Genomic DNA, 16,077 nt, shown 5'->3' on the forward strand with positions numbered 1-16,077 from the left:
GATAGCCCTGCCATCTGGCTATACGCAATAATTCGTAAATGATGATGCAATGCCCGCGATAAAACCGACGGGCATCGATAAACGCCGCTATATTAGTGGGTTATTGTGGCAAGTACTAATACTCCCTTATTCATCATCCAGTCAATCATCGGCTGCAGGGTAAACTCAACGCACAGCAGGCCGACCAGCGTCAGCACAATCGTATACGGCAACGCCATCCACACCATACGGCCATAGGAAAGGCGGATGAGCGGCGCAAGCGCGGAGGTGAGCAGGAACAGGAATGCCGCCTGACCGTTTGGCGTGGCGACCGACGGCAGGTTAGTACCGGTGTTGATAGCGACGGCCAGCAGCTCGAACTGACGCAGATCGATCGCACCGTTATCGAGTGCCGTTTTGGCCTCGTTGATATACACGGTACCCACGAAGACGTTATCCGAAATCGACGACAGCAGCCCGTTAAACAGATAAAACAACGAGCGTTGGGCGTGCGGGGAAGCTTGCAGCACGAAGTCGATAATCGGCGCAAACAGGTGTTGATCGATAATCACCGCTACGACCGCGAAGAACACCGTCAGCAGCGCGGTAAACGGCAGCGCTTCGGTAAACGCCTTACCAATCGCGTGCTCGTCGGTAATGCCGGTAAATGAGGTCGCGAAGATAATCACCGACAGGCCAATCAGCCCCACCTCCGCCAGATGTAACGCCAGCGCCAGCACCAGCCAGACGCCAATAATCCCCTGAACGATGAGGCGCATGCTCTCCTGGCGTGAGCGCTGTTTGCGGCTACGCTCGTCGAAATCATGAAGAATTTGACGAACGGGTTCGGGCAGTTCGGCGCCATAGCCAAAGGCTTTAAACTTTTCCAAAAGCAGACAGGTGATCAGGCCGCAGACAAAGACCGGAACGGTGACAGGGGACATGCGCAGGAAAAACTCACCAAAATGCCAGCCCGCCACCTTAGCGATAATCAGGTTCTGTGGCTCGCCGACCATCGTCATGACGCCGCCCAACGCGGTCCCCACACCGGCGTGCATCATCAGGCTGCGCAGGAACGCGCGGAACTGCTCCAGCACCACGCGCGAGTGTTTATCAATATGGCTGTCGTCCAGCAGGTCGTCATCATCCGGTCGCGCGGAAACCACCCGATGATAGATGCTGTAGAAGCCGACCGCGACGCTGATGATCACGGCGACCACCGTCAAGGCATCGAGGAATGCCGACAGAAACGCGGCGGCGAGACAGAAGGCCAGCGACAGCAGCCGTTTACTACGAATGGTCAGCAGCAAACGGGTAAAGATGAACAGCAGCAGCTGTTTCATAAAGTAGATGCCGGCGACCATAAAGATCAGCAGCAGCAGGACTTCCAGATTAGCCGCTACCTCGTTGCGCACGTGTTCAGCGGACGTCATGCCGATAAATACGGCCTCAATAGCCAGCAGCCCGCCGGGAATCAGTGGGTAACACTTCAACGCCATGGCCAGGGTGAAGATAAACTCCACCACCAGTAGCCATCCGGCGACAAACGGATTGATCAAAAACACCAATGGATTGATCACTAAGAAAATAAGCAGCAGTAATTTGTACCAATCCGGTGACTGACCAAGAAAGTTGCGCCACAGGGCGCGACCGTAAGAGATTTCCATGACAATCGTCTTCCTCCTGAAAAGATGACATTTTTTACCATTAAAACAGATATACCGCCAGAATTCCCCCCGGCGTGCACCTTTTCCATCCGGCCACGAAATATGAAAAATGAAACGGCGATCCCTTTTTAATTCCGTTGCCCTGCTATCTGCTCAATGTTGGCTCTGGTATGATGAGTCCAATTGCAACGCTGTGTAATGGAATTTTTACTATGGTCATTAAGGCGCAAAGCCCGGCGGGTTTCGCGGAAGAGTATATTGTCGAAAGCATCTGGAATAACCGTTTTCCACCTGGGTCGATTCTTCCGGCAGAACGCGAACTCTCTGAATTAATTGGGGTTACCCGTACTACCTTACGTGAAGTGTTGCAACGCCTGGCGCGAGATGGCTGGTTGACGATTCAGCACGGTAAGCCAACGAAGGTCAACAATTTTTGGGAGACATCCGGGCTTAATATCCTGGAAACGCTGGCGCGTCTCGATCATGACAGCGTGCCGCAGCTGATTGATAATCTGCTGTCAGTGCGCACCAATATCGCCACCATCTATATTCGTACCGCATTCCGTCAGCACCCGGAAAAAGCGCTGGAAGTGCTGGCGACAACGCGTGAAGTTGCCGACCATGCCGACGCTTTTGCTGAACTGGATTACAGCGTGTTCCGTGGTCTGGCGTTTGCCTCCGGTAATCCGATCTATGGTCTGATCCTCAACGGGATGAAAGGGCTCTATACGCGTTTGGGACGCCACTATTTCTCCAGCCCGGAAGCGCGTGCGCTGGGCCTGGGCTTCTATCATAAGCTGATTGAGCTGTGTGAGAAGGGCGAGTACGAGAAGGTCTATGAGACGGTGCGTCGCTACGGGCACGAAAGTGGCGAGATCTGGCATCGTATGCAGAAGTCGCTGCCGGGGGATTTATCCCTGCATGGACGTTAACAATAAACGGGTCATACGCAACACTGATTGAGTCAGTAAAATAATCGGTTGAACGTTCCGGATGGTTGTCGCCAATAGCCTCATCACTTCTCTGATGGGGCTTTTTTGCTGCTAGTCTGATTTCACTATACCCAGCGCGCGTAGCCCGTACGCATGATTTTCTCGGGCGCTTGATGCTAGTGATACAGCTAAGACACATAAACGTAATATTCCCTGGCTGTTGATTGTAGGGCTGCCTACCAGTTTAAGTGATGGGTCGAATATGTAATGTTGGTAGGTAAGTAAAAAGCGGTAGATACAAATCTACCGCTTTTAAAAATTACCAGTTCACCCGAACGCCTAGATTACCGGCAAAACCATGCATATTCCCTTCAAAGTCATGCTGATATTTCATATCAGCATATAACGATGCGTTTTTGGTGATATCACCGGTAAAACCACCGCCTAGTTCATACCATTGATCAGAGTAATTTTGGTTCATTCTCACTGAGCTCACAGTGACGTCTGGCGAACGACCAATATTGGTGAGAACGTTTGCCGTCAAATATGGATGCGCTTTGGAGGTTTTAACACTATCATAACCGAGTCGTCCACCTATGCGAGCGAGGCCTGAGTTATCTGATGTTGATTTAACATAGGCAATACCATCATTTGTCGCATCTAAATGAAGGTATTGATACATTAGCTGAACTTGAGGTTCCAGATACAAACCGTTGGTATATTTGAACGGCTTACCCGCTTCCACAGATAAAGTTATACCATCACCATTCTGGGTAGCATCACTACCGTAAATACTATTATAATCATTACGATAATGAGTATATTGAGCCACAGTATCTAAATACACATCATTTGAAAAATATGATGTGTAATAAGCGCCAAAACCGTAGCCTTTAGAGTTGATCTTACCTGTTGTGGTCGATCTATTTTTATATATTCCGCGAGCAGAATCCTTAGCAGAAGTACTCACTTGTCCGAATGTGGCAAATACACCACTATGTACTCTGGTGCCATCCTCGGCAAATTTGTTATAAAGATCGCCGCCAAGCTGGGCAAACCAGGTATCGGCATCATAGTTAAAACGATCTGCGCTGGATTTTGTCTCACCTCCGCCAATACGCCCCCAGGCTCCCTGAGGCATATTGCTTTCTTTTTTAATGTTTTCCTGTTCACCAACCCTTTCATGCAAAGTACCAACGGTCTGATAACCATACATGCGGTTTAAGTATGGGGCGATAACGTAGCCAGGCACTGATGGGTTATATGATGGCTTCGATGTTGGGGTCGGATTCGAATTTGGGTTTGGGGTCGTCTCTGGAGTCGGTTCTAAAATCGAACGCAAATACCATCCATTGCCAGATTGGCCACCGTTATACGCAAGATATTCATATGCACCAGCTACAACAGGTTTTGATAGCGCTATGGAAGTAGAGTCCTGACCACTGATGGACGCAAGTTTAATTCCATCGTTTACCGTCAGTGCGCCATTTCCACCAATCTGATTGATATTGATCTTATAGCTACCCGTGGCATCGCCGTTAACTATAATTTTATCTGTAACTGAGTTAGAGTCACCTTCATTAAGTACAGTATTAAAGTTTATTGTTCCATTATTCCCGGATAAAGAATTAGTCGTAATGTTCTTAACATCATTAACACTAGTACTTTGGAAGTTAACCAAGGCGTTATTTAATGTAATGGTTTCAGCGTTTGAGTCTCCAGTCACATTCCATTGACTACTATTGGAAATGTTAAGACTTGTCATATCAACAGATTTACCTGTCCAGACAGCGCTATTATTCAGTGAAAGTGAAGCCGTAGATGACGATGTGTTAAGCGCATCTCCCATGATTACAGAGTTATTATCAGCGGTGACATCTAACTCTGCTGCGCCAGTATTATTAATGAATATCCCATTGTTAACGGTTGCATTAACCCCATTTAACTCGATTGTGCCGTCGCCTTCTATAGCATAAATAGACTCACCAGCAAGTGAAGATAATTCACCACCAGTCATTGAAAGCGTAGATACACCACGATTTTGCAGAATCGCTGGACTTTGTATGCTATTTTCAGTTTTAACTGTTGTATTATTAAGAACTACATTACCACCTTCAAGAGAAACACCAGGAGAATAGTTGCCTTTGGTCTCAAATGCACTATTCGTCGCATTGATCGTGCCACCAGAAACAGCCCGTACGGCGGCTGAAATATGATTTTCGGTAAGTATATTTGAATTGCTAATATTGGCTACTGCACCATCCCTTGTCATGAGACCGGCAGCAGATGAATTTTTTGTGTTTATATAGCTATCAGTAACATTGGTGGTGGCTCCTTGGTTTATGGCATATACGCCAAGAGCGCCAAATCCTGAAGTTGAAATGTTCGTTTTTGAGAGCGATACAACTGTTGGGTTGTTCACATCACCATTGCCATCTACATAAACACCATGAATGTTCGCACCTGTTGTGTTGACATTTATGGAATCAGTACCCTGAAGCGAAATATGACTTCCGGTGGCAGCATAAATCGCAGAGGTTGTGAATATGGACGATGATGAATTCTTTTCTACAACACCATTCCCTGACAATGTGATTGTGCTGCTATCTGTAGCAGATATAGCCGACGCATCATCACCTGTACTTACAATGTTGAATTGATCGCGAATTTCGATGTTACTATTATCTTGAGCAACAATCGCCGCTGAACCACTCCCAGTTGAGTTGATACTTAAGAGACCTTGCGAGCTCACTTTTCCTGAATTACTGGCGTATATGCCAGAAGAGTCATCACCAGTAGTGTTGATTGATACGCTATTGAGTTCTGACACTCCACCTGCTATAGCAGAAATACCATCGGCACTCGCACCGCTGGTAGTGATAGATGAATCTTGTATCGCGCCATGGCTATTGCTGCCCAGCAATTTAATACCGTCTGCATCTGCCCCGGATGTATTTACGGTTGAGTCGCTAAGCGAAAAATCATCACCAACAAATACGCCATTAGCATTTGTGCCAGATGTGGAGATTGCTAAATGACTGCCATGCACGGTAGTACCCACACCATTTGCGTCCATTGAGATACCATGCGCGGTATCCCCAACTGTTTTGATATTTAATTTAGACGATGATGTGCCATTAAGTACGATGCTTGCCCCGTTTGATGCAGAAACTGCAGACGAGTTTACCCCGCCTCCGGAGGGGAGAAGAGATGAGGTCTGAATCAGTCCTCCAGCATTGATAACTACCGCTGTTCCGCTTCCGTTAGCTTCAATTGCGCTATATGGGCCGTTAACTGATGCATCATTGTTAGCCGTTACGTTTAATGTTCCGCCAGAAACGTCAACGTTACCGCCGTTCAATGCATATATGCCATATGAGCTTCCATTCGCTGTAATACTGAGGTCCCCCTGACTAGTTACAGAGGAATCGGTACCATCCACTTTAATCCCGGATGAATCATTGCCCGATGTCGTGATAATTGAGTTGCCATTGAGATTGACTGTTCCGCCCGATTGGGCAAGCACCCCCTCGGAGTTGCCTCCTGTGGTAGAAATATTCAATGTACCTGATGACAGAATAGATCCTGCATTCAGAGCATGTAGCTCAGGAGTATTAGAAGTATTGCTTACCGATGAATGGTTCACTGGTAAGTTAACTGACGTGCTGTCGGCTATCGTTTGGGCCTTAGCAATTTCAGTTGATGTTGACAGAAGAATACCAATCATTATTGATATTTTAGATAACTTAGTATTTAAGCAAGACATTGATGCTCCTTGATTTCCATATGTCTCTAAAACCTCACGACGTTTGCAGTGAAGTTCATTTTTATCTGAATAATATGTAATTGCCTGAGCAATATTAGAAAATACCAATAGCTCGTGACATGACTTAGTTATGTATAGTTCCACGCAGGAGAAACATCAAGTTACATAATTTTACACCACAAGTATACTATGGTTATTAACGCTATCAATTTCCAAAAGACATGAAAATTCCTAAACTGCTTGCCAGAGAAAATCGCTTTTGAATTCCGTATGTTATTGATTTTTATATATTGTTATTTCTGGTTATTTGTCTTGCGCGATCTGTTTTAGTTTTACCTTCCCCCCGACTAACATATCAATTTATTAAAAAAATTCCGGTGGTTGATTGACGAGGATTATCGTAACTGATTGATGTTCAGGTGCTATTTTTCCTGGTGGTTGAGTTTTGTTTATTCCCATTATTGATGTAGAGAAGATGGAATTGGTCAATAAACTTGAGGTGTAAGATGCTGCGAGCAAAATGGAGAATCGAGGTGCAACGCCTGATTTAATAACGGAATCAATTATTTCTCGTTTAATGAATCGCCAGGCATTTTGGCCTTTACTGTAAATTTATGTAAAGAGAGTATTCAAATGACACTGCCATGTACATGAGCGTCAAGAACCATCTAGTCATAAACTTCATAAAATAAAAATAAGGCATGGTGTTTATCATGCATAACTATTAAAAATCGGAATTAAATATTACCAAAATCACTACAGGCAAATTCTTGAACCACAAAGGGGTTGTATATTACCTAATAATTTCATTTGATTTCATTAGGTTACCATTTCGATATGAAATTAATTAATTCCCCATCTTGCAAGCAAAGTATTTGCCATGTGAATATACTTACATCGGGCAAGCTAATTGAACATAGATGTCAAAACTCCACTTTCTATAACGAGAATTTTGCATATGATGAAACCGAATGATGAAATGAAGTTAATTATCTCTAAATGGTTATCATCAGGTGCTGCGCGCATCATAATAAAAAGTGAAATTGGAATTGAGCGCACGTTAGGGGTAAAGCCAAACAATACTGACTTCGTTTTTCTTACTGAAGGCGCTATGGATATCAGAAGAACGATGGATGACCTGGTATTCTGTACGGCACTTGCTCCTTACATCATGAGTGGTACCGATCACCCTGAAAGTGAAGCGTACTTTTATGGTGAGATAAGAGCACATTCAGTAGCCTATAGGATAAAAAAAGAAACCGCATTAAGCATAGTGGAGAAATTCAATTTATTCAGAGAGTTATGGATAGTTGAAAAGTATAAATCTCAAGCTATATGGCGTCGGGATGCGAATCTTAATGGGGCATCAGTTAAACAAGCAATAGGAGAACTCATTACTGTACTGAGCATGCTTCCGCCAGAGTTCAGAAAATCAATATCTGTTTATAAATTTCTTCAGGAAAGAACAAAGTATTCAAAGAGTACGATAATGCGCGTTGTGAATCATTACAGAGATAATGGTCAACTAGATATTAAAAATGGAATGATTATCGAATGGAGTCCTAAAGAGAAAGGATAAGTGCTATGGAATTTTATGTACATACTTACTGTTCTTACACCAGGCAGGGAGTTTTGGGGCTCATCGATGATTTTTTTGAAAATTCAGATTCTACTGAGGTTATCCATATTTTTGATCTCATTGAGAATCCGCACCCTATATTGTTGTTGAGTAAAATCAAGAAATATATGCGTGTGACGTCAGATGAGCCGCAAAAAATACTTGCTGTTTGCAATAAGCAGACGGCTGACTTTTTGAGAAAATTCAATATATTATGTATTACACCTACAGAGTCGGTGTTAAATTGGGTAGAAATTTTAAAAAAGGCCAAAGGCTATACTAAGTGGTCTGTTGCCAGCATTCCAGAGTTAGAACATCATTATTCGTCAAAGTCATTGACAAGTAGGGATTTTTTTATCCTGGAGCATTTGTGTAAAGGGTATTCGTTTGCTCAAATATCTGAACTCAGTGGTCTGGATGCAAAGATTGTTTACGCCAGACTTAGTAAGATAAAGCATGAGTTTGACTTAAAAAGGAACAACCTTCATCTTGCTTACGATTTCGTTTCAGAATCGATGGGGAATTTCCATGGTTATTATAAACAGTCAGGCTCGGCCTTTTAAAGTACAGGTTTCTCCTAATCATTTACGCCAGGTATTCTGAAACTGCCCGAAGCGGAAAGATAAAAATAAAGAACATTATTACATGGTTTCAATGCGTAGGCAGTGTGTCGGCGATAGTTATATTTATCCTTACTTAGCATAAGCCTCATGAGGGTGATGAGGTGATTTGTGACGTTCTCGTCTGGTACTCACAGGCAAAGTGAGGGGCAACCTCGACGAAATCGAAATTGAAGAAAATGTGGGAGAAGGCGAAGCAATTCATCCAGCCAGAAAAAGAGAACGGCCCAAAAGCAGGGCCGTTCTAATCTCAAAATCCCGTATTCCGTTCATTCAAGGTCACTTAAGTATATGGCGTGATAACCATATGCTTCTTTGTCGATATCGCCCCTCAGGCACTACAACGCATTTGGCCTTGGTGGGCAGCGTTCCAGCAGCTCAATGCTACCGTCAGCGTTCTGCTGCTCCAGATGTACATCAAACCCCCACAGGCGATGGACATGTTTCAGCACCTCTTTGCGGCCTTTATCCAGCGGTGCGCGGTTATGTGGCACGTAGCGCAAGGTCAACGAACGGTCGCCGCGCAGATCGACATTCCACACCTGAATATTCGGCTCAAGATTACTGAGGTTGTACTGAGAGGAGAGCTGTGAGCGGATTTCCCGATAGCCCTCTTCGTTGTGGATAGCCGAAATCTCCAGATAATTATTACGGTCGTCGTCCAGAACGGTAAACAGCCGGAAATCACGCATGATTTTCGGCGACAGGAACTGGCTGATAAAGCTCTCGTCCTTAAAATCACGCATTGCGAAGTGCAGGGTGGTCAGCCAGTCGGAACCGGCGATATCCGGGAACCAGTATTTGTCCTCTTCGGTCGGGTTCTGACAAATGCGCTTAATGTCCTGGAACATGGCAAAGCCCAGCGCATACGGGTTGATACCGCTATACCACGGGCTATTGTAGGGTGGCTGGAACACCACGTTGGTGTGACTGTGCAGAAACTCCAGCATAAAGCGCTCGGTCACTTTGCCTTCATCGTACAGATGGTTAAGGATGGTGTAGTGCCAGAAGGTCGCCCAGCCTTCGTTCATCACCTGCGTCTGTTTCTGCGGGTAGAAATACTGGCTAACCTTACGCACGATACGCAGAATCTCGCGCTGCCACGGCTCCAGTAGCGGCGCGTTCTTTTCCATAAAGTACAGCAGGTTCTCCTGCGGCTCGGACGGGTAGCGGCGCGCGGACTCGACGGCTTTCTCTTCATCGCGCTTCGGTAGGGTGCGCCACAGCGTATTCACCTGGCTTTGCAGATACTCTTCACGGCTTTTTTGCCGCGCTTTTTCTTCCTGCATCGAGATTTTTGACGGCCGCTTGTAGCGGTCAACGCCGTAGTTCATCAGCGCGTGGCACGAGTCGAGCAGACGCTCAACCTCATCCACGCCGTAGCGTTCTTCGCATTCGGTAATGTATTTACGGGCGAACAGCAGGTAGTCGACGATCGAACTGGCATCGGTCCAACTGCGGAACAGGTAGTTGTTTTTAAAGAATGAGTTGTGTCCGTAGCAGGCGTGCGCCATCACCAGCGCCTGCATGGTGATGGTGTTCTCTTCCATCAGATAAGCAATACAGGGGTTGGAGTTAATGACAATTTCATAGGCCAGCCCTTGCTGCCCGTGCTTATACTGGCGCTCGGTCTCAATAAACTTTTTACCAAACGACCAGTGGGGGTAGTTAATCGGCATCCCGACGCTGGAGTAAGCATCCATCATCTGCTCGGAGGTAATGACTTCAATCTGATGCGGGTAGGTATCCAGTCGGTATAGCTTCGCCACCCGGTCGATTTCCGCCAGGTAGGTTTCCAGCAGCGAAAACGTCCAGTCGGGTCCATCGCTCAGACGAGTTGCATCCTTATTCATCGAGTCAATCGTAGCCATTAGCGCGCCCTCATTGTTGGCGACTCTCTCTGTCTGGAGAGCCTCTCTTCAAGAATAGAACACCGCAGAAATTCTGTAACAACCGCGTTTTCTAAACTTCATGATTTATTCATTTTAGTGGCGATATTTTTGCTCGTTCTCAGCATTTTATGCTGACAAAAAATAGCGTGCAGCAGGAGATATCAACTTCGTCGTCACCCCGCAGCATGCGTGCTGTGTGAAGTAAGTCACCATAAAAAAAGCGTATGTTGAATAATATTTTCATCTGGGTTATCAATTTGTAATTAGAAGATTGTTCTTTTACTCATTCTGGACTGGAGTGGCTATGCACATTGTCATACTGGGAAGTGGCGTGGTGGGCGTGACCAGCGCCTGGTATTTAAGTCAGGCGGGGCATCAGGTGACGGTTATCGACCGGGAGGCCGGCCCGGCGCTGGAGACCAGCGCCGCCAACGCCGGGCAAATCTCCCCGGGCTACGCTGCGCCGTGGGCGGCACCGGGCGTGCCGCTAAAGGCGATTAAATGGATGTTCCAGCGCCATGCGCCGCTGGCGATTCGCCTGGATGGCACCGGTTTCCAGCTGAAGTGGATGTGGCAAATGCTGCGCAACTGCGACACTCGCCACTATATGGAAAACAAAGGGCGCATGGTGCGTCTGGCTGAGTACAGTCGCGACTGTCTGAAAACCCTGCGTGAAACCACCGGCATTAGCTATGAAGGCCGTCAGGGCGGTACGTTGCAACTGTTCCGCACCGCTCAACAGTATGAGAACGCGACCCGCGATATCGCCGTGCTGGAAGATGCGGGGGTGCCGTATCAACTGCTGGAAGCTTCGCGTCTCGCCGAGGTTGAGCCAGCGCTGGCGGAGGTTGCCCATAAGCTGACTGGCGGTCTGCGCTTACCCAACGATGAAACCGGTGACTGCCAGTTGTTCACCCAGCGGTTGGCGAAAATGGCCGAGCAGGCGGGCGTGCAGTTCCGTTTCAATACGCCGGTAGACAGCCTGATTAAAGAGGGCGAACGCATTGTCGGCGTGAAGTGCGGCGACGAAGTGGTCAAAGCCGATGCTTACGTGATGGCTTTTGGCTCTTACTCAACCGCCATGCTCAAAGGGCTGGTGGATATCCCGGTTTATCCGCTGAAGGGCTACTCGCTGACCATTCCGATCGTCGAAGAGAGCGGGGCGCCGGTGTCCACGATCCTTGATGAAACGTATAAAATCGCGATTACCCGTTTTGATAACCGTATCCGCGTTGGCGGTATGGCGGAGATTGTCGGCTTTAATACCGAGCTGCTTCAGCCGCGTCGCGAGACGCTGGAGATGGTGGTGCGCGATCTGTTCCCGCGCGGCGGCCACGTGGAAGAGGCCACGTTCTGGACCGGGCTGCGTCCGATGACCCCGGACGGCACGCCAGTGGTGGGCAAAACGGCGTTCAAAAATTTGTGGCTGAATACCGGCCACGGCACGCTGGGCTGGACCATGTCTTGTGGTTCCGGCCAGCTGCTAAGCGATTTGATGTCTGGCAGAATGCCGGCTATCCCCTATGATGATCTCAGTGTCGCACGCTATTCACCGGGCTTCACACCCACTCGCGTGCAGCATTTGCATGGCGCGCACCACTAAGGAGAACGCATGTCACGTCCTGTGCTCGCCAGCATCGATCTGCAGGCGCTAAAAAAAAATCTGGCTATTGTCCGACGCGCTGCGAATGGGGCTCGCGTCTGGTCGGTGGTGAAAGCGAATGCCTACGGCCATGGCCTTGATCGGGTATGGAATGCCCTGAAGGAAACCGACGGTTTTGCGATGCTCAACCTCGAAGAAGCGATTTTGCTGCGTGAACGCGGCTGGAAAGGGCCGATTCTGTTACTGGAAGGTTTTTTCCATGCCGACGAACTGGAACTGTTTGATAAATATCGGCTGACCACCAGCGTGCACAGCAACTGGCAGATTAAAGCGCTACAGAATGCCCGTCTGCACGCGCCGATTGATATCTACCTGAAGGTAAACAGCGGCATGAACCGTCTCGGTTTTGCACCGGAGCGAGTGCAGACGGTCTGGCAACAGCTGCGCGGTATGAAAAACGTCGGCGCGATGACGCTCATGTCGCACTTTGCGCAATCGGAAAACACCGACGGCGTAACTGAACCGATGCGCCTGATCGAGCAGGCGGCTGAAGGACTGGACTGCCCACGTTCGTTAGCCAACTCGGCGGCGACGATGTGGCATCCGGAAACCCATTTTGACTGGGTGCGGCCCGGTATTGTGCTCTACGGCGCGTCACCCTCTGGCCAATGGCAGGACATCGCGAATACCGGCCTCAAGCCGGTGATGACGCTGAGCAGCCAGATTATCGGCGTGCAGAACCTCAAACCCGGCGATGCGGTGGGCTATGGCAGCCGCTATCGCGCAAAAGAGGAACAGCGCATTGGTATTGTCGCCTGCGGTTACGCCGACGGCTACCCGCGCATTGCCGCCAATGGCACTCCGGTGCTGGTGGATGGGATCCGTACCGGTACGGTTGGCGCTATCTCGATGGATATGCTGGCGGTGGATTTAACGCCGTGCCCGCAGGCCGGAATTGGTACCGCCGTTGAGCTGTGGGGGCAGGAAATTAAGATTGATGAAGTGGCGGCCAGCGCGGGCACCGTCGGCTATGAGCTGATGTGCGCGCTGGCACCGCGAGTCCCCGTTGTGACGGTGTAACGTTTGTGCGTTTGCCCGGTGGCGCTGCGCTTACCGGGCCTACAGCCGTTTGCTACTCTCGCAAGCCAGCGCCATCGGGCAACAACCAGGCTACTCCGATTCTTCCTCGGCTACCCGCACGCCGACTTTCAATACCTGATTCTCTTCTTTTTCCGCGACGGTCCATATCATCCCGGCAAACTCCACCTGGTCGCCCACCACCGGCGCTGCGCCGAGCAGATGCTCGACGATATCGCCCAGAGACTGCTGGTTATCGCGGAACTCTTCCCCGCCGTCGAGGCCGTAAATCAGCGCCACGTCGGCAAACTTGGCGCCAGCTTCCAGAATAAAATCACCAAAGAAGCGCTGATCCAGCGATATCGGCGGCGACTGGCTAAACAGCTTGCCCAGCAGAGGCAGGTCGCGCTCGCGGCCAATCACGCACAGAATGTCATTTTCCCGCAGGCGGGTGCTGCCGGTAGGGTGCAGCAGCGCATTATCGCGAAACAGGGCGGCAATACGCGTTTCCGGCGGCATATGCAGGTCGCGCAGCGCCGCGCCCACGCACCATTTTTCGGCGCTAAGCTGATAGACAAACTGCTCCCACGGGTTCTCCGGGTGAATATCCAGCCCCACGCGGGAGATAGGCCAGCCGACCGGCGGCACCACCACTTTGGCTTTCTTCGCCGCCCACGACAGCGAGGTGCCCTGCAGCAGCAGTGAAATCAGAACCACGAAGAAGGCGACATTAAAGAACAGCCGCGCATTCTCGAGGCCCGCCATCATCGGAAACACCGCGAGGATGATCGGTACCGCGCCGCGCAGGCCAACCCAACTGATAAAGGTGCGCTCGCGCAGGTTAAAGCCGCGGAACGGCAGCAACCCGGCGAAAACGGAAAGCGGACGGGCGATGAAGATCATCCAGATAGAAAGCAGCAGCGCCGGAATGGCTATCGGCAACAGATCGGACGGCGTGACCAGCAGCCCCAGCACGAGGAACATCGCAATCTGCGCCAGCCAGGCCAGGCCATCGAAGTTTTGCAGAATACCAAAGCGGTTACGGATTGGCCGGTTACCCAGCAGGAAACCGCACAGGTATACCGCCAGGATGCCGCTGCCGTCGAGCGTGGTGGTGACGGCAAAAATCATGATCCCGCCGCTCAGCGCCAGCAGCGGATACAGCCCGGCGGGCAGGGCGATACGGTTGATCATTTGCAGCAGCAGATAGCCGCCGCCAAGACCAATCACGATCCCCAAACCGAACTGCTGAATAATGTGTACAAGGAACATCCAGCTCAGGCCCGTTTCATGCTGCTGGATCATCTCAATCAGCGTGATGGTCAGAAACACCGCCATCGGGTCGTTACTGCCGGATTCAATCTCCAGAGTGGAGCCCACGCGTTCGTTTAGCCCTTTACCGCCAAGCAGCGAGAACACCGCCGCCGCATCCGTGGAGCCGACAATCGCGCCAATCAGCAAACCTTCCATCATATCCAGCTTAAACAGCCAGGCCGCCATCATCCCGGTGAGCCCGGAGGTGATGAGTACGCCGAGCGTCGCCAGCGAAAGCGCCGGGCCGAGCGCCACGCGAAAGGAACTGGCCTGAGTACGCATCCCGCCATCCAGCAGGATCACCGCCAGCGCCAGGTTACTGACCATATACGCGAAAGGGTAGTTGTCGAACGGAATGCCGCCAATGCCATCAACGCCTGCGAGCATGCCAATGGCTAAAAAGATAACCAGTATCGGGATGCCGAGGCGGGAAGAAAATGAGCTTAAGAGAATACTGCAGGTTACTAAGACCGAACCCAAAATAAAGAGACTAATGACTGCCGTGGCGTCCAATGTTCACGCACTCCCCTAATCGTGCTTGCTGGTAACAAAACGTTACCATAATTAGGGCGCGAACATTGGACTAATAAGCGGTATTTATTGTTTTTTATTCACTTAATACGGGATGACCGCTCAGCGTGAGCATTGAATGACCGGATGCGTGGGTTAACTCTGCCTGTGCGCCCAGCGCCAGGGTCACCGTGTGCTGCTCATGGCCGAAATCGAGCCCGGTGATCAACGGGATTGGCAAACGTGAACGCAGGTAATCATACATGGCGTTCAGATCGTAGCCTGCGTCGTAATCATTCGGCGCCGCGCCGGTAAAACTCCCCAACACAATGGCTCGCTGACGTGACAAAATACCCGCGTGCAGCAGCTGTAGCAGCATGCGTTCGACGCGGAACGGATGTTCGTTGATGTCCTCGAGCACCAGAATGCCATCGCGGATCTCCGGGAGCCACGGTGTGCCAATCAGCGAAACGATCATCGCCAGGTTGCCGCCCCACAGCGTCCCCTCAGCTTCACAAGCCGGGCCGTTGCCCTGCCATTCCACGGAATAGGTCGGATTTTTCAACGCCAGCCAGAAGTGCCGTTCGGTGAAGTCGTTCAGCGTTTCGGCGCCAAAGTTACCGGCCAGCATCGGCCCGCTAAAGGTGACGACATTGCCCAGGGCCAGCAGCCCCATCTGGATAACGGTAAAATCGCTGTGGCCGCAAATAAGCAGCGGATCGCGCTGCTGGCGAGCAATCAGCCCCTGCCAGTCGATGCGCTCAAGTAAACGGCTCGCGCCGTAGCCGCCGCGTACCGGCATGACAATCTGATTTTTCCCGGCCAGCGTCACAAGACCGTTAAGATCGCTCAACCGTTCGCTTTCTGAGCCGGCGAAACGACGGTCGCGACGGGCGATAACCTGCTGATGAGCGACCTGATGTCCGGCCTCTTCTAATCGCGATACCCCGCGCAGCGCGGCGGATTGGTTAATGCAGTAGCCGGAAGGGGCGATAAGATGAAACTGGGACATGGCATTTCCTTGCTGAGTACGAAACGAGTATCATGCCGCCTGAGCCAGTGGTTGTCATTAACGGCAGCAAAGTTCAGCTAAAAGGAT

At 49.9% G+C, this 16,077-nt stretch carries 10 protein-coding genes; 5 read left to right on the forward strand and 5 right to left on the reverse strand.

Annotated features, from left to right (window positions below):
* Positions 1–92: 92 nt before the first annotated feature.
* On the reverse strand, positions 93–1,646 hold the full coding sequence (gene nhaB / locus GY169_RS09810) for a Na(+)/H(+) antiporter NhaB (protein WP_163449262.1): 1,554 nt from the start codon (positions 1,644–1,646) through the stop codon (positions 93–95).
* A gap of 212 nt (positions 1,647–1,858) precedes the next feature.
* Between nhaB and fadR the strand changes: the two genes are divergently transcribed.
* Entirely contained in the window at positions 1,859–2,578 is a 720-nt protein-coding gene (gene fadR, locus GY169_RS09815; RefSeq protein ID WP_163449261.1) for a fatty acid metabolism transcriptional regulator FadR, read from the forward strand.
* Between the two features lie 319 nt (positions 2,579–2,897).
* Here fadR and GY169_RS09820 read toward each other — a convergent pair whose 3' ends face one another.
* Positions 2,898–6,452, reverse strand: a complete 3,555-nt coding sequence (locus GY169_RS09820; RefSeq protein WP_167575604.1) for an autotransporter outer membrane beta-barrel domain-containing protein — start codon at positions 6,450–6,452, stop codon at positions 2,898–2,900.
* 850 nt (positions 6,453–7,302) lie between these two features.
* Between GY169_RS09820 and GY169_RS09825 the strand changes: the two genes are divergently transcribed.
* Together GY169_RS09825 and GY169_RS09830 are read left to right on the forward strand one after the other, a co-directional pair.
* Positions 7,303–7,923 carry a helix-turn-helix domain-containing protein gene (locus GY169_RS09825; protein ID WP_167575605.1) on the forward strand — a complete coding sequence of 207 codons (621 nt, stop codon included), beginning with the start codon at positions 7,303–7,305 and terminating at the stop codon, positions 7,921–7,923.
* A gap of 5 nt (positions 7,924–7,928) precedes the next feature.
* On the forward strand, positions 7,929–8,525 hold the full coding sequence (locus GY169_RS09830) for a hypothetical protein (protein ID WP_167575606.1): 597 nt from the start codon (positions 7,929–7,931) through the stop codon (positions 8,523–8,525).
* A gap of 395 nt (positions 8,526–8,920) precedes the next feature.
* Here the strand turns inward: GY169_RS09830 and GY169_RS09835 are convergent, their stop codons facing one another.
* Positions 8,921–10,453 carry a SpoVR family protein gene (locus GY169_RS09835; RefSeq protein WP_163446231.1) on the reverse strand — a complete coding sequence of 511 codons (1,533 nt, stop codon included), beginning with the start codon at positions 10,451–10,453 and terminating at the stop codon, positions 8,921–8,923.
* Between the two features lie 325 nt (positions 10,454–10,778).
* On the opposite strand from GY169_RS09835, the gene GY169_RS09840 reads away from it, so the two are divergent.
* Positions 10,779–12,077, forward strand: coding sequence for a D-amino acid dehydrogenase (locus GY169_RS09840; protein ID WP_167575607.1), 1,299 nt, complete (start codon positions 10,779–10,781; stop codon positions 12,075–12,077).
* 9 nt (positions 12,078–12,086) lie between these two features.
* Positions 12,087–13,157: a catabolic alanine racemase DadX gene (gene dadX, locus GY169_RS09845; protein ID WP_167575608.1), complete on the forward strand. Its 1,071-nt coding sequence runs from the start codon at positions 12,087–12,089 to the stop codon at positions 13,155–13,157.
* 90 nt (positions 13,158–13,247) lie between these two features.
* On the opposite strand, the gene GY169_RS09850 is transcribed toward dadX, so the two are convergent.
* Entirely contained in the window at positions 13,248–14,981 is a 1,734-nt protein-coding gene (locus GY169_RS09850) for a potassium/proton antiporter (RefSeq protein WP_167575609.1), read from the reverse strand.
* Between the two features lie 94 nt (positions 14,982–15,075).
* Positions 15,076–15,990, reverse strand: a complete 915-nt coding sequence (gene ldcA / locus GY169_RS09855) for a muramoyltetrapeptide carboxypeptidase (RefSeq protein WP_167575610.1) — start codon at positions 15,988–15,990, stop codon at positions 15,076–15,078.
* Positions 15,991–16,077 lie beyond the last annotated feature (87 nt).

The organism is Kluyvera genomosp. 3 (assembly GCF_011765685.1).
Classification (GTDB): Bacteria; Pseudomonadota; Gammaproteobacteria; order Enterobacterales; family Enterobacteriaceae; genus Kluyvera; species Kluyvera georgiana_A.